Origin of the sequence: Brevibacterium sp. 50QC2O2 (genome assembly GCF_024580675.1) — a bacterium.
GTDB classification, from domain to species: Bacteria; Actinomycetota; Actinomycetes; order Actinomycetales; family Brevibacteriaceae; genus Brevibacterium; species Brevibacterium moorei.
Genome location: NZ_JANIJZ010000001.1, coordinates 143,092 through 162,751, shown reverse-complemented (window position 1 = coordinate 162,751; position 19,660 = coordinate 143,092). Strand labels below are relative to the sequence as shown.

General features: G+C 68.7%; 13 protein-coding genes. 3 read left to right on the top strand and 10 right to left on the bottom strand.

The window, feature by feature from the left end:
• Window positions 1–54: 54 nt before the first annotated feature.
• The 4 genes from NQ038_RS00695 to betT all read right to left on the bottom strand — a co-directional run bounded on the left by NQ038_RS00695 (window position 55) and on the right by betT (window position 8,456).
• Window positions 55–2,883, bottom strand: coding sequence for a LuxR family transcriptional regulator (locus NQ038_RS00695; RefSeq protein ID WP_257061440.1), 2,829 nt, complete (start codon window positions 2,881–2,883; stop codon window positions 55–57).
• 99 nt (window positions 2,884–2,982) lie between these two features.
• Window positions 2,983–4,575 carry a GMC family oxidoreductase gene (locus tag NQ038_RS00690; RefSeq protein ID WP_257061439.1) on the bottom strand — a complete coding sequence of 531 codons (1,593 nt, stop codon included), beginning with the start codon at window positions 4,573–4,575 and terminating at the stop codon, window positions 2,983–2,985.
• Window positions 4,576–4,578: 3 nt separating this feature from the next.
• Entirely contained in the window at window positions 4,579–6,078 is a 1,500-nt protein-coding gene (locus tag NQ038_RS00685; protein ID WP_257061438.1) for an aldehyde dehydrogenase family protein, read from the bottom strand.
• Entirely contained in the window at window positions 6,075–8,456 is a 2,382-nt protein-coding gene (gene betT, locus NQ038_RS00680; RefSeq protein ID WP_257061436.1) for a choline BCCT transporter BetT, read from the bottom strand. The genes NQ038_RS00685 and betT overlap by 4 nt, the downstream gene beginning before the upstream one ends.
• Window positions 8,457–8,594: 138 nt before the next feature.
• Between betT and NQ038_RS00670 the strand changes: the two genes are divergently transcribed.
• Genes NQ038_RS00670 through NQ038_RS00660 form a run of 3 tightly spaced genes read left to right on the top strand, consistent with a single transcriptional unit; the run spans window position 8,595 to window position 10,050 of the window.
• Window positions 8,595–9,248, top strand: coding sequence for a TetR/AcrR family transcriptional regulator (locus NQ038_RS00670; RefSeq protein WP_306427580.1), 654 nt, complete (start codon window positions 8,595–8,597; stop codon window positions 9,246–9,248).
• A complete protein-coding gene (locus NQ038_RS00665) occupies window positions 9,248–9,730 on the top strand; it encodes a multidrug efflux SMR transporter (protein WP_257061435.1) in 483 nt (160 codons plus the stop codon). Before NQ038_RS00670 ends, NQ038_RS00665 begins: the two co-directional genes overlap by 1 nt.
• On the top strand, window positions 9,727–10,050 hold the full coding sequence (locus NQ038_RS00660) for a multidrug efflux SMR transporter (protein ID WP_257061433.1): 324 nt from the start codon (window positions 9,727–9,729) through the stop codon (window positions 10,048–10,050). The genes NQ038_RS00665 and NQ038_RS00660 overlap by 4 nt, the downstream gene beginning before the upstream one ends.
• A gap of 9 nt (window positions 10,051–10,059) precedes the next feature.
• Here NQ038_RS00660 and NQ038_RS00655 read toward each other — a convergent pair whose 3' ends face one another.
• The 6 genes from NQ038_RS00655 to NQ038_RS00630 form a co-directional block, all read right to left on the bottom strand.
• On the bottom strand, window positions 10,060–10,479 hold the full coding sequence (locus NQ038_RS00655; protein ID WP_257048919.1) for a hypothetical protein: 420 nt from the start codon (window positions 10,477–10,479) through the stop codon (window positions 10,060–10,062).
• A 148-nt stretch (window positions 10,480–10,627) separates the two neighbouring features.
• The gene (locus NQ038_RS00650) at window positions 10,628–11,977 is read right to left on the bottom strand and encodes a threonine/serine exporter family protein (protein WP_257048918.1); all 1,350 of its coding nucleotides are present in this window, start codon (window positions 11,975–11,977) and stop codon (window positions 10,628–10,630) included.
• A 35-nt stretch (window positions 11,978–12,012) separates the two neighbouring features.
• Complete coding sequence (locus tag NQ038_RS00645; RefSeq protein WP_257061432.1) at window positions 12,013–13,704, bottom strand: ATP-binding cassette domain-containing protein; 1,692 nt, start codon at window positions 13,702–13,704, stop codon at window positions 12,013–12,015.
• 258 nt (window positions 13,705–13,962) lie between these two features.
• On the bottom strand, window positions 13,963–16,086 hold the full coding sequence (locus NQ038_RS00640; protein ID WP_257061430.1) for a hydantoinase B/oxoprolinase family protein: 2,124 nt from the start codon (window positions 16,084–16,086) through the stop codon (window positions 13,963–13,965).
• Window positions 16,083–18,254, bottom strand: coding sequence for a hydantoinase/oxoprolinase family protein (locus NQ038_RS00635; RefSeq protein WP_257048899.1), 2,172 nt, complete (start codon window positions 18,252–18,254; stop codon window positions 16,083–16,085). The genes NQ038_RS00640 and NQ038_RS00635 overlap by 4 nt, the downstream gene beginning before the upstream one ends.
• The gene (locus tag NQ038_RS00630; RefSeq protein ID WP_257048898.1) at window positions 18,247–19,629 is read right to left on the bottom strand and encodes an MFS transporter; all 1,383 of its coding nucleotides are present in this window, start codon (window positions 19,627–19,629) and stop codon (window positions 18,247–18,249) included. Before NQ038_RS00630 ends, NQ038_RS00635 begins: the two co-directional genes overlap by 8 nt.
• Between the last annotated feature and the right edge of the window lie 31 nt (window positions 19,630–19,660).

Below are 19,660 nucleotides of genomic sequence, written 5' to 3'. Positions count from 1 at the left end.
CCGGTGCCGACCGGCTCAGCCGGGTGGGACCGGCACAGGCCCGGAATCCCGGGCTCAGGCCTTCGCCAAAGCGGCGGATACCTGGGCCCGGGATTCGACCTGCAGCTTGCGCAGGATATTCGACACATGGAAGCGCACGGTCGCCTGGGAGACGAAGAGCTCCCGGGCGATCGCCGGGTTGCCCATCCCGGCGGCGATCAACTTGGCCACCTGGCGTTCCCGCTCGGTCAGCAGGCTCAGCTGCAGCTGGGCCACATCCCCGGACTGCGCCGTGATCCTCCTGCGCAGTTCGCCCACCCTGTCGATATAGCCATAGGCCCCGATTCGGTCCAGTTCGCTCAGCGACTCCAAGACCGCGTCCTCGGCCCGCTTGTAGTCACCCAGACCCGCCAGGAACTCCGCCTGGTCTGCCAGGGTCAGTGCCCGCGGCAGCGGATAGGTCCGCACCTCCAGGGCGCGCGCATAGGCGGCAGCGGCGTCCGATTCAAGACCCCTGGCCTGTGCCAGCCTGGCCTGCAGCCAGTCCAGGGTGCCCCAGTACTCGAACCAGCCCGAGCCGCGCAGCCCGGACAGCCGCCCGATCAGTTCGGCGGCCTCGGCCACGCACCCCAGGTCCAGCAGCGCATGGGCGCGGTAGCCCAGATAGCCGCGCCGGGAGTTGTACGAGGTGAGCAGAGCCGGATCCGCGGTCGCGGCCAGCGCGGCCTCGGGGTCGCCTGCCACTCTGGCCGCCTCACAAGCGGCGATGATGGGCGTGTCGTGGCCGAAGGACTGCCAGTCCATCTCCACCAGGCGCTCGGTCCCGCGCAGGAAGCCGGCGGCCTCGCCGGAGCCGGTGATGCTCGCGTGCAGGGCGCGCAGCGCCGCTGCGGTCAGCCTCGTCTCGATGTCCAACAGGACCTCGAAGACATTCATGAAGGTCTCCAAGCGGTCCAGCGCAGCACCGTACTCCCCCAGCAGGATCTGCGCGTCGACGTAGAGCAGATAGGGCGCGCCCGCGCCCCAGGGCAGGCCCACCGTGTCCATCAGGGTCAGCGCCTGCTCCATCAGATCCCGCGCCTGAACCACCTGATCGCTGAACAACTGCGCCGAGGCCAGGGGCACCAGGCAGTCCGTCTTCAGGGGCGTGTCCGGCAGTGCGGCGGTCAGCTCCAGCAGCCGCGGGAGCGCGGCCATAATGCCGGGCACGTCATTGGCTCGATAGACGGCGACGATCGTATAGCAGTCGACCACGGCGGAGAACTCCCGCGGGGTGACCATCCAGTGCAGCAGCGGATCCGCCACCTGCGCGGGGTCGCTGGGAGCCCTCTCGAAGATGCCCCTGACCAGTGGCACCATGGGCAGCAGGATGTTCGGCCCGTCGGGCGAGCGCAGGGTCATCATCGCCAGCAGGAAGGCCATGAACGACTGGATCGTGCGCTCGTCGGGGTCCTCGGTCGGCGCCTGCAGGACCGCCAGCGCCCGCTGCTGCGGAAACTCCTGATCGACCAGGTAGGCGCGCAGCATGAGAACGAGGAATTCCCGCAGAATGGACTGCGGCAGAGCTTCGAGTTCGCCCAGCAGGTCCAGGCACGCATAGCAGCTCTTCGCCTTGGTGTGGATGAGCGCCAGGCGGGTGATGAGGACACCGCGCCTGACGGGATCGTCGGCCAGGTCCAGGGCCAGGCGCAGCACCTCGATGGCGGACTCCGGCCGGCCGCGTTCCAGCGCCGCCGTCGTGCAGTATTCGACATCGCGGCCCAGTTCCTCGTCCCAGGCCGAGGCCCCGCGCAGGCGGTGCACCACGGCGGCGTGGCCGTCGCTCACCTGGGCCAGAGCGCGGTGCACGGCGGCGGCGCGCTCCCGTGGCACGGCCTGCCGCACCGCGTCCGCGACCAGGGCGTGGCGCGGCGCCAGGGTGGCGCCGAACCCGGCCTCGACGATGATCCCCGCCGCCAGGGCCCGCTCGAGCGCTGCGGTGACCCAGTCGGCCGGTTCCGTGTCCGGCCTGCCGTCCTGGGTGTCGATCCCGGGGTCGGTGGCGGCGCGCATGGCGGCCTGGCGCAGCCGCTCGGCGGGGACCTCGGCGCCGGCCAGGCAGACCAGTTCGCCGATCAGCCGCGCGGCTGAGTCGGCCGCCCGGTATTCGGCGGTGAGGGGGTTCATGGCGTCCAGGCTCCGGCGGATCGGCAGGTCCCACACCAGGTGCAGGCGGGAGACCTCGTCGGGGGTCAGGCGGGAGAACAGCTCGTCGATGCCCAGGAAGGATCCGCCGGTGGCCCGGCACAGGTCTGCGGCGTTGCGGCGGGCGATGCGCACGGCGAAGCGGTCCAGTGTCAGGGCCTGGACCTCGTCGGGGGTCAGCGGTTCGACGTGCAGCACCCGGCCCGTTCCACCGGATGCGGTGGCCAGCAGGAAGGAGCCCAGGCTGGAATCGGCGTGGGGTGTGCGGATGCCGATGGCCACCAGCACGCCGGGGCGCATCATCCGGGGCAGGGCGTAGCGCAGCACCCGCTCGGATTCCGCGTCGAGCCATTGGGCGTCGTCGATCACCAGCAGTCGGGCGCCGGTGTCGGCCTTGGCCTGCAGGGCGCGCAGGCAGCGCCTGGCCACGGCCACCGGCTGGGGCAGGTCCTCGGCGTCGAAGATCGCATCGGCCTGGCCCAGACTGCTGAGCAGTCGTTCGATGTAGGCGAAGGGGATGGACTGTTCGTCGTGGGCGGCGATGGTGCGGTGGACCCGCCAGGTGTCGTGGGCGCGGGCCTTCTCCACCAGCCGCCCCAGGGTCACGGTCTTGCCCATTCCGGACGGACCGTCGACGACGAACAGATGTGCCCTGCCCGCATTCGCTGCGGACAGGGCATCATCGAGTGCTGCTTCCCGGTGCGCTGTGGGACTACGCATGGATATTCCTTTTTCAGTGCAGGTAGTTCACCTCACATACTACGGGCATCCTGAGCAATCTCCTATGGCATTTTCCGACCGGTCAGCGCACCGTTGCGATCACTGCTCCGCTTTGATCAGATCAGAGGCCTTTTCCCCGATCAGCATGCACGTGATGTTCGGGTTGACTGCGGTCAGCTGCGGCATCACCGAGGCGTCGACCACGCGCAGCCCCGCCACACCCTTGACCTTGAGATCCGGGGTCAGCGGCGCCATCGGATCGTCGGCGGCACCCATCTTGCAGGTGCCGGCCGGGTGGTAGACGGTGTTGTGGGTCTTGGACACGTATTCGGCGATGTCCTCGTCCGACTGCGTCTGGGCCCCGGGGAACAGCTCCCGCCCGGCGTACTGCGCCATCGCCGGTTCGGCTATGATCTTGCGCGCCAGTTTGATGCCCTCGACGGCGATCCGCATATCGTAGCCCTCGGGATCGGTGAAGTACTTCGGATCCACCATCGGCTTGTCGCGGTAGTCCACCGAGCGCAGCCGGACCGTGCCAGTGGACTTCGCATGGGTGATGTTGGGGGTCAGCGCGAAGGCCTCTTCCGCACTCGGGTAGCCGTAGCGGCGGGTGTGCATATCGAAGGGCACACAGCCGTAGTGCATCATCAGGTCCGGCAGCCCGGTGCCGTCTGCGCCGTCCTGGTCGACCTTCGTGAAGATGCCGATCTCCCACCACTGGGTGGCGTCCCTGGTCATCGGGACCTGGGACTCCCAGGAGATCACCGCTTCGGGGTGATCGCGCAGGTTCGAGCCCACCCCGGGCGCGTCGACCAGCACGTCCAGACCCAGTTCGCCCAGATGATCGGCCGGGCCGATCCCGGAGAGCATGAGCAGCTGCGGGGTGCCAATGGCACCGGCGGACAGGATGACCTCGCGGGTGGCGTGCAAGCGGGACGAGCGGTGGAAGGGGTTGTCCACGAACTCGACGCCGGTGGCACGCGGTCCTTCCGGCCCCTGTTCGAAGATCAGCCGGGTGACCTGGCGATCGGTCAGGATGTCCAGATTCTCCCGATCCAGGATCGGGTGCAGATAGGACACCGAGGACGAGGCGCGGGTGCCGTCGGCCTTCGAGTTGATCTGGAAGAAGTTCGCGCCGTGGCTGACCGTGCGTCCCTCGTTGAACAACTCACGCGGGATCCCGGCTTCTTCGCAGGCGTCCAGCACCGCAACGCCCACCGGGTCCTCCGGCGGAACCGACATGAGTTCGACCGGGCCGTCGTGGCCGTGGCCCTCGCCCGGACGGTCATTGGACTCCAGGCGCTTGAGCAGTGGCCTGACCTCGGCGGCCGACCAGCCGGTGCAGCCCAGGGACTCCCAGTAGTCCAGGTCCTCGGCCGGGGTGTGGAAGGCGATGCAGGAGTTGTGCGATGAGCACCCTCCCAGCACCTTCGCGCGGGCGTGGCGCATGAAGGAGTTGCCATTGGCCTGCGGTTCGATCGGATAGTCCCAGTCGAAGCCGGACTCCAGGAGTTCGGGCCAGCGGTTCAGGGTGAGCACCTCGGCCTTGTCCACATCCGTGGGGCCGGCTTCGAGTAGGGCGACGGTGATGCTCGGATCCTCGCTGAGCCGGGCCGCCACCGCGGCACCCGATGAGCCGCCGCCGATCACGATGTAGTCGTATGAGTCGCGCGAGTCGTTGGTCTCAGTCATATGTCACTCTCCGTTCTGCTGCGGGAACCAACCGCTCACGGCCGGTTCGGTGTTCTCGTAAATGTGCTTGGCCTCGACGTATTCGCCCAGGCCGCTGGGCCCCAGCTCCCGGCCGATGCCCGAGTTCTTGAAACCGCCCCATTCGGCCTGCGGCACATAGGGGTGGTAGTCGTTGATCCAGATCGTGCCGTGGCGCAGGGCCCGCGACACCCGGTTCGCCGTCCCGGAATCCGAGGTCCACACGGCACCGGCCAGACCGTATTCGGTGTGGTTGGCGATCTCGACGGCTTCGGCCTCCGTGGAGAAGGTCTCCACCGTAATGACCGGGCCGAAGCCCTCCTCGACCACTGCGGGATTGTCCCAATCGCACTGATCGAGCACGGTCGGCGTGTAGAAGAAGCCGTCCTTGAGTTCGTCGCCGCCCCAGGATCCGCCCACGCGCAGGCGGGCGCCGGCGGCCACGCCACGCTCCACATAGTCGGTGACCTTGTTCCGGTGCGCCGCGGAGATCAGCGGTCCGGTCTGCGCGGCCTCGTCGAAGGGCCCACCCAGGCGGATGTCCGCGGCCCTGCGGACCAGTTCGTCGACGAAGCGCTCCGCGATCGTGTCCTGCACGATCAACCGGGTGCCGGCCGAACACACCAGGCCGGAGTCCAGGAAGCCCGCATTGAGCGCATTGTCCACCGCCGCGTCGAAGTCGGCATCGGCGAAGACCACGTTCGGGTTCTTCCCGCCCAGCTCCAGCGCGACCTTCTTGATGGTCTGTGCAGCCGTCTGGGCGATCGTGCGCCCGGTGACCAGCCCACCGGTGAACGACACCAGGTCCACATCCGGATGGCTGGACAGGGGCGCACCCGCGGTGGCGCCGGCGCCCAGCACCAGGTTGCCGACACCGGCGGGCAGGCCCAGCTTGTCGAGCACGTCCATGATGAGGATTGCTGTGTGCGGGGTCAGCTCCGCCGGTTTGAGGATGAAGGTATCACCGGCGGCGATGGCCGGGGCGATCTTCCAGGAGGCCTGCAGCAGCGGGAAGTTCCACGGGGTGATCATCCCGCAGACGCCCACCGGCTCGTTGACGACACGGGAGATCACCGTGGGATCGCCCGTGTCGACCAGCCGGCCCGGATGCTGATCGGCGATCTTGCCGAAGTACCGGAAGCAACCCATGATGTCGTCCATATCGCCTTCGGCCTCGACCAGGCGCTTACCGGTGTCCAGGGCCTCGGCACGGGCGAATTCGTCCTTGCGCTCCTTCATCGCATCGGCGACCGCCAGCAGCAGATCGCCGCGCTGGGCCGCCGGTGTGGCCGACCACTGGCCGGCGTCGAAGGCCCTTCGGGCGGCGGCGATGGCGCGTTCGGTATCCGCCGCCGAGGCCTCGGACACCACGCCGACCGTGGAACCGTCCGCGGGGCAGTGGATGGTGCGCGTCGCCCCGTCGGCCGCCGGCACCCATGCGCCGTCGATGTACAGCGTCGCCACGCCGTTAGTCTGCTCAGTCATCGTTCTCCTTCTTTGGGTTCCGTCCCATTCGAATTCTCCTTCGAGCGCCGGGCAGCGGGCTCGGTCTCTGTGAGTAGTTGGCGGGGGTTCACGGGCCGGGCGGCTGCCCGCCGGTCCCCTGTGCCCCCGAGGTCCTCCGGCTGCGGCGGGCGCGGGCCTGCGGCCGGTTCCAGGGCGTCCTTGGCTTCGACGATCGACTCCGCGACCTCGTCGGCCAGGTTCTCCGCCTCGATCTGATCGACGTCGTCCCACTGTTCCGGCGCCGGGCCGTCGATCGGGCCGGTGTCCGACGCGCTGTCGAGGCTGGACAGGTACATCACCCTGGCGTCGTAGCCGTCGAGCACATCGGAGATGATCTGCTCCTTCGTGTAGCCCATGATGTCCCGGCCCCGCGAACCGGTGGAGGAGAACACCTCGAGCTTGAAGTACACATCGTTGACCGTGCGCACGTTGACCGCGAAGCTGGGCACCGGATAGGCCACGGGGTACGCCTCGTATTTGAAGTGCTCGCCGTTGCTGAAGGTGACCACCAGGTCGGTGTACGGGATCGGATAGTCCGGATGCTCGCCGCGCTCACAGCTGACATCGGCGCCGTTGCGCTCCATTTCGGCTGCGACCTCCTCCAGGGCGGGTGCGGCCACGGTCTCCACGAAGCGCTTGGCCTGGGCGGCCGAGGTGTAGTTCATCCGCCGGCCCAGGCGCTGGCGCCAGTTCCGGCGTGGGTCGCGGCCGGCGTCGGCCCGCGAGGACAGGATGTCCGGCAGCGATTCCGCCCTGGCGTCGAGCACCATGCGCTCGCGCCGCAACACCTTGTACAGGCTGTACATGACGAGGTACACGAGAATCGACAGCGGCAGGCCCACCATCACGGTGGCCGCCTGCAGAGTGTAGACGCCGTCGATGAACAGCATCGACAGTGTCAGGCCGCCGGTGATGACCGCCCACACGATGCGCAGCCAGCGGGGGCCGTCATCATCGGTCGACAACGACTTCGACGTCATATTCGCCATCACCAACGAACCGGAATCGGCAGATGTCACGTAGAAGAACAGCCCGGTGATGACCGCCAGCGCGATCGTGAAGGTGGAGCCCGGATACTGTTCGAGCAGCGTGAAGAAACCGGATTCGGGCAGGTTGATCGCCTGATCCAGGAAGCCCCCGTCGCTGTTCGGGTCGCGGAAGAAGCTCAGCGCGGCATTGCCGAAGATCGACACCCACAGCATGATGAAGGCGAACGGGATGAGCAGCACGCCGATGACGAACTGGCGCAGGGTGCGCCCGCGGGAGATCCGGGCCAGGAACAGGCTGACGAAAGGCGCCCAGGCGATCCACCAGGCCCAGAAGAACAGGGTCCAGTCCTTCATCCACTGTTCGGCCGGGTAGCCCTCCGTCCCGCTGGTCTGGGCGAAGGTATTCATCATCATCGAGGCGAAGCCGGCGAAGAAGTCGCCCACGTTCTGCACCAGGGCATTCAGCAATTCGTGGGTGTTGCCGGAGAACAGCACCCACAGCATGAGGGCCACGGCCAGGTAGACATTGAGTTCCGACAGCCGTCGGATGCCCTTGTCCACGCCGGAGACGGTGGACAGGATCGTGATGAACACGGCCAGGGCCATCAGGGCGATCTGCACGCCGATGGACTGCGGGATCCCGAAGATCGCCGACAGGCCGTAGTTGAGGAAGACCACGCCGATGCCCAGGGACACGGAGATGCCGAAGACGGTGCCGATGGTCGAGGCGATTTCGGCCACATGGCCAACGGTGCCCTTGACGCGCTTGCCGAAGATGGGGGCCAGGGCCGAACGGATGCTCAGGGGCAGGTGATAGCGATAGGCGAACAGGCCGAAGGCCATGCCCATCAGCGCGTACATCGCCCAGCCGGGGATGCCGTAGTGGAATACCGTCCACACCGGTGCCCACTTGGCCGCGGCATCGGACTCCGGCGCCACGTCCGGCGGGGTCAGGTAGTTCGTGGCGGGTCCGGAGATGCCGAAGAACATGAGGTCCACGCCGATGCCGGCGGCGAACAGCATCGCCGACCAGGTGAACATATTGAAGTGGGGACGGGAGTGGTCGGGGCCCAGCCGGGTCCGTCCCACCCGGGAGCAGGCGACGACGATGACGAAGACCACGACGATGCTGGCCGTGAGTACGTAGTACCAGCCGAAGTTCGTGGCGACCCAGTCCATCGCACCGAAGATCACGGTCTCCGCCTGTTCGGGCAGGAGCATCGCCCACAGGGCGAAGGCGACCATGATGACCGCCGCCCCGATGAAGACCGGCCAGTTGACGGCAGAGGTGCCCGATGAGGGCTTGGCTCCGTCCTCTTGGTCCTCTTGCGGTCCGGTCCTCTGAGAACTCGGGGCTGCTTCTGTCAAAACACGGCCTACTTCCTTATGGACGACGAGTCGATTACATCAAGTTGCCTTCACAAGTCCCCTTCATCCTATGAGGCACCCCCTGAGGTTCGCCAGCTACGCCCCTACTTTACCTACCGGATGGTAAAGTGTCGAAGTATGAGTTCCGCGCATCCGACCGACACCCGTCGGCGCATCCTCCAGGCCGCCAAGCAGATCGCCCAGGACAACCGTTCAATTCAGGGCGTGACCATCTCGCTGGAGGCCGTGGCCAAACGTGCCGGGCTGACCAAACCGGGACTGCTCTACCACTTCCCGACTAAAGAGGCCCTGATCACCGGCCTGGTCGACGCGGCCGCGGCGAACTGGGCGCAGATGATCTCCGCCGCCTGTACGCAAGCCGCGGTGGAGGCCTCGGACGGGACGGGGGATTCGGGCTGCGCCGGAGCACCGGGACACGATCCGGAGCCAGCGGGGGAACCCGCGGACTTCAGCGTATTCGCCCGATACCGCGGCTATGTGCGGGTCGCGACCTCGGCCCGGGTGTCGCGAGCCGACTACTGGATCTTCTCCGATGCCCTCTACCATCCAGCACTGTCACATGTCTGGCACGACCGGCTGAACCCGTGGTTCTCCACGGCCGGGGTGTCCGCCGCCGCCCGGGCATGGCTCACCACCGCGCGCTTCTGTGCCGACGGCGCGTGGATGTCCGAGGCCACCGGCATGTTCCCCGCGGCGGAACTCGACTCCGTGCGCTCCCACGCTTTGGAGCTGGTGGATCGTGCACGGGCAGCGGAGGACGAACACGGCTGATGAAGTCCTGGCTGTTCCTGTGCGCGGCGATCGCCGCCGAAGTCGTCGGCACCCTGGCACTGCGGGCCAGCTCCGAGCACGCCGCCTGGATCGCGCTGGTCGTCGTCGCCTATGTCCTGGCGTTCACGCTCATCGCCCGGAGCCTGCGCACCGGCCTCGGGCTCACCGTCGTATACGGAACGTGGGCGGCGGCCGGGGTTGTGCTCGTCGCCCTGCTGAGCACCGTCGTATTCGCAGAGTCCCTCAGCCCACCGGCCATGGTTGGAATCGGGCTGACAGTCGTGGGCGTCGTCCTGGTGGAAACCGGATCCGGCGAATCCGAAACCAAGGACTGGGAGACCGCGCTCGACGACGTGGTCGATGACATGGTCGATCTCAGCACCGATCTCGGTGCCGATTTCAGTGCTGATCATGGTGCCGGGCACGATGCTGATCATGATGCTGCGAGCGGTGATGAGAACCACAGGCGGGAGGGAACATGAGCTGGGTCTGGCTACTCGCCTCGGTCTGCTGCGAGGTCGCGGCGACACTGGGCCTGCGCATCGGCCAGGATGGTGACAAGCGCCGCAGCAAGTGGCGGTTCATACCGATTGGCCTGGGTTACGCCGCGGCCTTCGGTTGCCTCCGGCTGACCCTGGACGCCGGGATGCCCTTGGGCGTGGCCTACGGAATGTGGTCGGCCCTGGGCATCGTCAGCGTCGCACTGCTCTCACGCCTGATCTGGCGTGATCCCCTGTCCCGCCGCATGCTGGCAGGAATCGGCCTGATCATCTGCGGCGTGGTGATGGTGGAGCTGGGCTGACCGCCGACCTCAGCGCGCGGACTTGGACTTGCCCTCGACCAGCAGGGCTCCGGCGATCGCGGCGAGCCAGGCGTTATGGGATACGGAGACGCCATCGCCGGCGGGGCGCACGCCGTCGTCCTTGGTGAAGTCCTCGGTGCGGAAGTACATGGTCAGCATGCCGGCGCTGAAGATCGCCAGGCCGGCACCGGCCACCCGGTTGGGCACGAACGGGGCGAGCAGCGCACCGCCCACGGCGATCTCACCGGCGGCCAACAGCTTGCCGAAGGCCTTGTCATCGAGCTGGTCCAGGAAGGGGAAGCCCTTGGCGGCCATGCCCTTGAGGAAGCCGGCGCTGCCGTCGTCCAGGCTGAGCTTCTCGATTCCGGCGTTGAGGATGGAGGCTCCCGACAGGCCTCGGAGGATTGCGGTGCTCAAACGATGCGTCATGTTTCGACCTTCCGATCGGCGTGCAGGTGGATTCGATCATGCGCCCGCGGACTCCCCCGGGCACCCGTCCACTGTAATCCGGTATCCGGACACGCAATGCGGAGGGTCGGCGATTGGTGGCGCACGAGGCCGGCCACCGCGGCGATCCCTACGCCCGGGCGCCGAAGCGGTGCAGCCAGGCGTCGGTCCCGCGCCGGTGCCTGCGCACCACGTCGACGGGGTAGGCGCCCAGTCCCACCCCGGTACCGATGCCCACGCAGATCGCGGCGGCCTCGGCGAAGGAGGACATGCCCTGGCCCCCTCCCATCAGTTGCAGGATCCCGAAGAACACCGGGATGCCGGGCATCAACGCGCCGGTGAAGCCCATGAGCGCCAGCACTTGTTGCGGATAGCCGGAGCGGACCGCATAGAATGCGGCCAAAGCCCCCAGCACCACCGCGGCCAGGGAGTTCGCCCACAGGGTGGGCAGCCCCGCCCCGATCAGCAGCGCCTGGTTGACCGCACCCGTCACCAGGCCCAGGCCGGCCGCCGGCAGCACCAGTGGCAGTCGGCCGCCATTGGCGAAGGCGTTGGCCACCGCGCCCAGCGCGCAGAACACCAGCACCAGGTACCAGGGGAAGGACGGCAGCTCGTCCAGGCGCGGATGCTCCATGTGCAGCACCTCCCCCAGCATGAAGGTGAAGGCCCCGGCTATCGTCAGGGAAATCACCGCGACCAGCAGGCTCGCAGTGCGCGTCATGGCGGAGACGAAGTCGGAGGCGATCGCATCGGAGACCGCTCCGATGACCTGCGGCAGCGGCACCAGGATCAGCCAGCTCACCGCGATCGCGGCGGCCGCGCCCACCGGGTCGACGAAGCCCACGAGCACCAGGACCGTGGCCAGCGCCCCCGAGGTGCAGCCCTGCACGGCGGTGGCGAAGAGCTTCGGCATGCGCACCGCGCCGGTGGCCGCACCCATCAGAGACGAGGCCAACTGCACCAGTGCGGCGGACACCCACGCCTGCCAGGAGACCCCCACCTGCATGCTGATGAAGAAGGCCAGCATGGTCAGTCCGCCCATGGACAGCCACCACGGGGTGGCGGACTCACGCAGCCGGTCCACCCTGTCCTTGGCCGCATCCAGGCGCGCTTCGACCGCGAGCTCCGCCGTATCGGCCGAGGTCGCCGCCTGTACCAGCCCCATCGCCACGTCCTGCAGGGCGCGGGCCCTGGTGCAGTCGATCATGTCCAGCCCGCGGGCAGCACCCGACACAGAACTGGTCGACCCGTCGCCGCGCGTCGTATCGATCAGCAGAATCCGCCCGAAGGCGTTGAAACCCAGATTGTCCACGCCCAGCGCCACGGCGGTGCGCCGCACCACCGGCTCGACCTGCGAACTGGTCTGGCCCGATTCCATCAGTCCGTACGCCAGGACGGTGAGGAAGTCCAGACGCCGGCGGATCTGGGAGGCTGTCAGGGCCGGCGGCCGCTCCATCGGGGTCTCCTGCGGTGTCTCCATGAGTCGATGATAGTGCGAGCCCCGGCTCGGTCCGGTCAGTCCGGCAGCTCGGCCCTGCGGTGCAGCCGGCCGACCGCATCGAGCTCGACCACCGCATCGATGCCGATCCGGCGCAGGAACGGATGGTCGTGGCTGATCACCAGCAGCGCGCCGCGATAGGCGTCGAGCGCCTCGGCCAGCTGTTCGACGCTGGCGATGTCCAGATTGTTCGTCGGCTCGTCCAGGATCAGCAGCTGCGCAGGCGGATCGGCCAACAGCAGGCGGGCGATGCACACGCGGAAGCGCTCGCCGCCGGACAGGGTGGACACCGGGCGGTCCACCGTATCCCCGCGCAACAGCAGGCGCGCCAGACGGTTGCGGACCTCGCCGGCGGGCAGATCGGGGGCCACCGCCCTGACATTGTCCATCGCGCTCGCCTCATCGTCGAGCCCGTCGAGGCGCTGCGGCAGGTAGCCCACCCGCTCGGTCAACAGCCGACCGCCGGGACGGCTGGGTGCTTCGCCACCGCGGCGTCCGATTCCGCCTGCCGAGGCTCCTGCGGCCTCCCCCTGCGCCGGATCCGCTGCCGTACCGGCCAGCAGGCGGGCGACCAAAGTCGACTTACCTGTGCCGTTCCCGCCGACCAGGGCCAGGCGCTCCGGCCCCTGCAGCACGACCTCGGTGACCCCGTCCGTCAATTCCAGCAGACGGCGCGAGCGCGGCACCGCCGGATCCGGCAGATCCAGACGGATGTGTTCGTCCTCGCGCACTCGGGCGTCGGCGGCATCGACGGCGGCCTGCGCTGACCGCACCTTGTCCTCGTGCACGGCGCGCAGACCCGCCGCGGAATTCTGCGCCTTACGCGCCAGAGTCCCCGCCACGATCTTCGGCAGGCCGCCCTCGCGCTGGGCCCTCCGACCGGTGCGCTCGCGACGGGCCAGCTTGGTCTGGGATTCGATCTGCTGGCGCTTCTCCACCTTGAGCGCTTGGTCGGCGGTCCGGGCGGCCTGCTCTGCCGCTGCCTGTTCGTTCTCCAGGTGGGCGCGCCAGGCACTGTAGGGTCCGCCGAAGGTCTCCAGCCGACCGTCGTGCAGTTCGGCCGTGACGTCCATGCGTTCGAGCAGTTCGAGGTCGTGGCTGACGACCACCAGGGTGCCGGGCCAGTCGTCGATCAGTCCGGACAGGCGGGCGCGGGCGGCGCGGTCCAGATTGTTCGTCGGCTCATCGAGCAGGGTGATGGGGGTGCCGCGCAGCCGCAGGCCCGTCACGGCGGTGAGCATGGCCTCGCCACCGGAGAGTTCGACGACCCGGCGGTCCAGTTCGATGCCGGGCAGGCCGATCCGCTCCAGGGCAGCGGCGGCGCGGGCCTCGATGTCCCAGTCGTCGCCCACCGCATCGAAGTGTTCCTGGGCCACGTCCCCGGCTTCGATCGCGCGCAGGGCCGCCACGGTTCCGGCCACGCCCAGCAGATCCGCGATGGTGGTCGTGGCCTCCAGGGTCAGGGTCTGCGGCAGATAACCGACCTCGCCGACCGTGTCGATATGGCCGCCCGTGGGCTGCAGGAGGCCGGCGATCAGGCGCAGCAGTGTGGATTTGCCGGAGCCGTTGCGCCCCACCAGGCCGGTGCGGCCGGGGGTGAAGGTGCCGGACAGGCCGGTCAGCGCCGGGGTGCCGTCGGGCCAGTCGAAGCTCAGATCGACCAGGGTGATGGAGGGCTTGGCGGGGGTGTGTGAATGATGGGTTGGCATGAAGATGCTCGCGTTTCTCCCGGCGAGCGCGGTACAACGCGGCAGGTCCGGGTGGAGATGATGAAGGGTGGTCGACGACCGTGCAGGCCTCAGCGGGTCCTGGAGACCTCATCCGTGTCATTCATCTTCATGCGCACCACCATAGCAGCCCCCCCACAACCCCACCCACAACGGGTTTGGACTGTTCATTTCAGATTGGACCGGACGTCCGGTCCAATCTGAAATGAACAGTCCAAACTTGTCGGCCCGCCGGGCCCGCTACGCGCTCCGCAGCTCCGTGAGCTCCGCCAGGCCGGCCCTGGCCTCAGCGGCCGCGGCCTGCAGCGCCGCGGGTTCGGCCGGAATGCGGGGGAAGCCCTCGGGCAGGCCGGCCAGTGCCCGGGCGAACACCCGTGCGCGTTCGCTCCGCCGGAGTTCGACGGGCAGCTCCATCAACGTCCGGTTGAAATCGTCGTACCAGGCAGACGGGAACACCGTATCCCAGGCGCGGCGCTCGGGCCCGAAGTCGAACAGCTCAACTGCACCGCCGTCCGCGCCCCCAATCAGAGCCGCACCTTCATCCGCGGCCGGGGCCCCGGCCGGTTGCGCTGCAGCATTCGCCCGACCGGCCTCATCACGGCACTGCGCGGTCGTGTCCTCGTCGACGGTGACCAGGCCGGTCACCCCGTCCACGTCCAGAACCACACCGTATTCGGCCCTGGCCGCGGCCACCGAGACCAGCCCCAGCTCCACATCGTGGGCCACATCGGCGATCGGCCGCTGCAGCGCGGAACCGTAGCCACCTCCGCCGGGAGTGCGGAAGGTGACGGTCTGGCCGGCGCGAAGTTCCAGGAAGTCGAACTTCTGCAGGCGCCGTTCCTCCCGGGTGCCGGCGTCCACCAGCACCTCCATGGGCAGGCCGGGCCGACCGCCCAACACACCCCAGGGGCGGAACACGAACCGGTCGAGGCCGCGGGCCAGCACCCGGGTGTGGTCGGCCTTGATGCGCAGCACGAACTCCAGGCCGGCACCGCCGCGGTACCGCCCGGCTCCGCCGGAATCGCAGCGCAACCCGTAACGGACCACGTCCACGTCCAGCGCGGCCTCGGTCGCCTCGACCGGGGACGGCTGGACGATGCTGTAGCTGTTGTCGCGGCCATCGTGTCCGTCCAGCCCCTCGGCCGCGCCGAAGCCCCCGTAGAGGGTCATGGCGACCTGCGAACCGTAGCCCGCGGCGGTGCGCTCGGCCACCACCACGGGCACCACCACGCCACTGCCGGCGGCCGGCAGCACCCCCGGCGCGGCCTGGAACAGGGCCCCGCCCAGCACATCGGACAGGCGCACCCCCGAGACGTGCCTGGCACCCACCGCGGCGGGGCGTTGGGCGTGGACCACCGTGCCGACGGGCTCGGTGACGTGCAGGGCCCGCAGCTGGCCGCCATCGGTGGGGAAGTCCGGATCCAGGGTCGACAGGGTCGAGCGGATCCGCCCGGTGGTCATCGGATTCGACCGGCCGGCCGTGGCGATGTTGAAGGCCGAGGCGACCTGCGGGTCGGTGCCCGTGAAGTCGATATCGAAGTCCCCGTCCGCGCGCACGCCCACCCGCACCTTGAACCGCACGGGGTAGGGTGTCAGCCCGTCGTCGTCGAGGAAGTCGCTGAACTCGAACGGTCCGGCGGGCAGTTTCCGGGCCAGCGCGCGGGACTTCTCGGCGCTGCGCTGCAGGATCTGCCCGCCCGCGGCCAGATAAGCGCCGAGGCCGTACTTGTCGACCAGCCCGGCCACCGCCTGCTGCCCGTGGCGCAGGGCCGCGAGCATCGCGCGGATATCCGATGAGTTGGCGTCCGGGGTGCGGGAGTTCTGCCGCATAATCCGTTCGATCTCCGGGTCGATCTCACCGTTCTTGACGAACTTCACCGGCGGGATCTGCAGACCCTCCTGGAACACATCCGTGTTCAGCGGGGAAATGCTGCTGGGCACCCGGCCACCCACATCGGAGGAGTGGATGAACGCCCAGCCGTAGCCCACCAGGGTGTCCTCGCAGTAGTACGGCTGGACCACGTGGATGTCCGCCAAATGACTGGAGAGCGCACCGGAGGTGAAGGAGTCGTTCGTGATGAGCACATCACCGGGCCCCAGGCCGCCCACCGCCTCGATGGCCGCCGTCACGTCCACCAGGGTCAACAGGGTGGATCCGACGGTGTCCGGCGCGCCGAGCACCAGGCCGTCCACCCCGACCACGGCGGCGCAGAAGTCCTCGCCGTCCTTGACGTAGAGGGAGCGGCTGGTGCGTTTGAGGGTGAAGCCCATCTCCACCGCGATCGCCGGCAGACGGGCCGCGATAGCGGAGAGGACGACGGGGTTCAGCGGCTCGTCGGTCAATGTCTCCATCTCCTTCGTCATCGTTCCTCCCGATCCAGGCGCAGCGTCGATCCCAGGCCGAGCCCCGCCCGCCAGCCCGGCGGGACCAGGACCGTCGTATTCGGCAGGTCGAATACCGCGGGGCCGGTCACGTGCAGGCCCGCGCCGAGGTCCGCCGCGGTCAGCACGGAGGCCTCGTGGGCCACCCCGCCGAGCACGATCCGGCGGGTGGGGCGCACTGCCGGCGCCGCAGCACGGGCGGGTTCCGGATGACTGCGCTCCGGCGCCCCGCCGGTGGCCGTGGCCTTGGCCGCGATGATGTGGATGGGAGCGTGCAGATCGCGGTGCCCGAACTCCTGTTCGTGCAGCCTGTGGAACTCCTCGGTCAGGGCCGCGACGTCCAGGGGCAGATCGGACGCCGTGACGGGCAGTTCCAGGCTGAAAGCCTGGCCCGCATAGCGCATCTCCAGGCGCAGCAGCACGCGGGCGCGTTCTGCCGCGGAACTGGATTCGGATGCGACCCAGTGCAGGCCCTCGGCGTCGAGTTCGGCGAGGAGGTCGTCTGCGCGCCGGACCGACTCCTCGGTCAGCGGCGCCGCGATCCCACGCAGGTAGTCGCGCCGCAGCTCGGATTCCACCGCGCCCAGGGCGCAGTAGGTGCCGGCGGTCAGTGGGACGATCACGGTCCCGATCCCGACCTCCTCGGCCAATAGTGCGGCATGGGTCGGCCCCGCGCCGCCGTAGGGGACGAGGGTGAATTCTGCGGCCTCGTAGCCGCCGCGGGCCAGGACCTTCTGCAGGCCGGCCGCCATATCCGCCGAGGCGACGGCCACGACGTCGGCGGCCGCGGCCTCGGCCGCCCGCGGGCCGGTGTGCCCCAGCGCCGGTGCCAGCCGTTCCAGGGCCGCCCGCGACAGCTCCGGATCCAGCGTCTGGCGCCCGCCCAGCGGTTTATCCGCGGCCAGGATGCCCGAGGCCAGGTACGCGTCGGTGATCGTCGGCTCCCGATTGCCCAGTCCGTATGCGGCGGGCCCCGGCACGGCTCCGGCGGACTCGGGACCCACGTGCAGGCCTCCGGATGCGTCGACTCCGGCGATCGAACCGCCGCCGGCGCCAATCGCGCTCACGGCGATGACCGGCAGGATGAGCGGGACACCGCCGACCTCGCTGCGGGTCGTGACCTCAGCGGCACCGCCGACTCCCACGGCGATATCGCTGCTGGTCCCGCCCATATCGAAGGACACCATCTGGGCGATGCCGTTGTCCTCCGCCAGGTGCAGGCTCGCGGCCACGCCGGAGGCCGGTCCGGACAGCACCGTGTCCACGGGGCGGCTGCGCGCGGTGGACACCCCGATCGCTCCCCCGTTGTTCGCCGTGATGTACAGCGGGGCGGTGGTGCCCAGCCGCGCCAGGCGGCGCTGGAGTTCGTCCAGGTAGCCGCGCATCAGCGGGGTGATGTACATGTTCAGCGCAGTGGCCGAGGCCCGGTTGTATTCGCGGATCTCCGGCCACACGCCCGCCGAGGTGCTGATCGGGGTGTCCGGGAGGAGTTCGGCCAGGCGTTCGGCGATGCGCGCTTCGAACTCCGGGGCGCGATAGCTGCCCAGCACGACGATCGCCACGGCCGACAGGTCGCGGGCCCTGATCGCCTGGGCGACCCGAACCAATTCCTCATCTGTGGGTTCAGCCGTGATCCGGCCGGCTGCGTCCTGCCGTGCCTCGATTTCGAAGACGTTGTTCCGTGGCACCAGCGGATGCAGACGGGGCTGGCGCAGATCGTATTCCTTGGGCAGACGGCGTCCCAGTTCGAGGATGTCACGGTGGCCCGAGCTGACCACCAGGCCCACGCGGGCGCCCTTGCGCTGGATCACCGCGTTGAGTCCGATGGTCGTGCCGTGGACGATGCTCACGATGTCCGCAGGACGCGCATCCAGCTGTTCCAACAGCCGCGTCAGTCCCCGGATCACCGCCAGGGAGGGATCGTCGGGTGTGCTCGGCTCCTTGACCTGAATCCGCTGGGATGCGGGGACGTCCGGCCCAGCGGCCAGGGCGGCGGTGGACGTCGCCGGGGCCGCCACGGGATCGTCCACGACGGCGACGAAGTCGGTGAACGTGCCGCCCACGTCGATGCCCACGCGGATCCGTTTCGCGGATACCGGTGCGGGAGCCACAGGGGAAGCCGGGGTGGAAACCGGAGTGTCCTCAGTCAACGGGGTGCTCCTTGTCTGCTGCGGCCTCGGGCACAGCATCCGGATCGTGGTCGACCACCGCGTCCTTGGTCTCCGGCATGGTCAGGAAGATCAGCGCGGTGACGGCCATGATGAGGACGACGTAGCCGGCGATGAACGTCGGATGACCGATCGAGATGAACCAGGAGGCCAGCAGCGGTGCGGTGCCGCCCAACACCGCGGTGACCAGCTGATAGGAGAAGCCGATCCCCGACACGCGGACCCGCGGGGGCAGCAGTTCGACGCCGATCGCCGGCGTCAGGGCCTCGATCGTGGACAGCAGCAGCCAACCGATGATGTTCGCCGCCAGATAGGCGCCGAACGACGGATTGTGCAACAGCAGGAAGCACGGGTAGACCATGATGACCAGGCCGATCGAGCCGATGAACAGCAACGGCTTGCGCCCGTATCGATCGGCCAGCCGGCCCGCAGTGGGCAGGGCGATGAGGTAGAGCACCAGGCCCAGCGAATTGCCCATCAGGGCCTTGGACAGGGGGATCCCGCTGACCAGATTCGCATAGGTCGGGATGAACGTGGACCACAGGTAGTAGGGCACGCACACGAACTGGGCCGCCGCGATCTGCAGCAGCCGCATCGGGTACGTGCGCACCACCGTGCGCATCGGGGTCGGAGCGACCTTCTGCTCCTCGGCGATCTCCGTGAACGCATGCGATTCCGGTACGCCGAAGCGCACCCACAGGCCGAATGCCGACAGGACCGCACCCAGTACGAAAGGCAGGCGCCAGCCCCAGGCCGAAAGAGCGGGGTCCGAAATCAGGCTGGTGACCAGATTGGCCGAAACGGTCGCCAACAGGATCGCGACACCGGCCGCCGCGTTGAACAGGCCCGAGAGCATCCCGCGCTTGCCCCGCGGGGCGTTCTCCAGCAGATAGCTGGAGCCGGATTGGAATTCCCCCGCCGCGGACAGGCCCTGCAGCAGCCTGGCCACCAGCAGGATGACCGGGGACCACAGGCCGACCGCGTCGAAGGTCGGCAGTACCGCGATGATGAGCGAGGCGATGCCCATCGTCACGATGGACCAGGCCATGAGCCAACGGCGGCCCAGTTTATCGCCCAGCGGGGACAGGATGAGCGCGCCCAGGGGCCGGATCAGGAAGCCCACCGCATAGACGGCGAAGGCCTGCAGAATCGACGCGATCGCGCTGTCGGAGGGGAAGATCAAAGGGGCGAAGACACTGACCAGGAGTCCATAACAGAACCAGTCGTACCATTCGACCACGGTGCCGATGAGGCCTCCGGTGATCATCCTGGCGCCGAGCTTCGGCGCTCCCCGATCAGTGGCCGCCGCGCTCGCGGCGCCCGTCCCCTGTGGGGTCCGGGCTTCCCTGTCCGCCATGCTGTCGAATCCTCTCGCCGCTCGAGTGCAT

What these genes read in the sequence shown, in the direction of transcription:
- NQ038_RS00695 (WP_257061440.1), bottom strand. Translation starts at nt 2,883, where the DNA reads ATGCGTAGTCCCACAGCGCACCGGGAAGCAGCACTCGATGATGCCCTG.
- NQ038_RS00690 (WP_257061439.1), bottom strand. Translation starts at nt 4,575, where the DNA reads ATGACTGAGACCAACGACTCGCGCGACTCATACGACTACATCGTGATC.
- NQ038_RS00685 (WP_257061438.1), bottom strand. Translation starts at nt 6,078, where the DNA reads ATGACTGAGCAGACTAACGGCGTGGCGACGCTGTACATCGACGGCGCA.
- NQ038_RS00670 (WP_306427580.1), top strand. Translation starts at nt 8,595, where the DNA reads ATGAGTTCCGCGCATCCGACCGACACCCGTCGGCGCATCCTCCAGGCC.
- NQ038_RS00665 (WP_257061435.1), top strand. Translation starts at nt 9,248, where the DNA reads ATGAAGTCCTGGCTGTTCCTGTGCGCGGCGATCGCCGCCGAAGTCGTC.
- NQ038_RS00660 (WP_257061433.1), top strand. Translation starts at nt 9,727, where the DNA reads ATGAGCTGGGTCTGGCTACTCGCCTCGGTCTGCTGCGAGGTCGCGGCG.
- NQ038_RS00655 (WP_257048919.1), bottom strand. Translation starts at nt 10,479, where the DNA reads ATGACGCATCGTTTGAGCACCGCAATCCTCCGAGGCCTGTCGGGAGCC.
- NQ038_RS00650 (WP_257048918.1), bottom strand. Translation starts at nt 11,977, where the DNA reads ATGGAGACACCGCAGGAGACCCCGATGGAGCGGCCGCCGGCCCTGACA.
- NQ038_RS00645 (WP_257061432.1), bottom strand. Translation starts at nt 13,704, where the DNA reads ATGCCAACCCATCATTCACACACCCCCGCCAAGCCCTCCATCACCCTG.
- NQ038_RS00640 (WP_257061430.1), bottom strand. Translation starts at nt 16,086, where the DNA reads ATGACGAAGGAGATGGAGACATTGACCGACGAGCCGCTGAACCCCGTC.
- NQ038_RS00630 (WP_257048898.1), bottom strand. Translation starts at nt 19,629, where the DNA reads ATGGCGGACAGGGAAGCCCGGACCCCACAGGGGACGGGCGCCGCGAGC.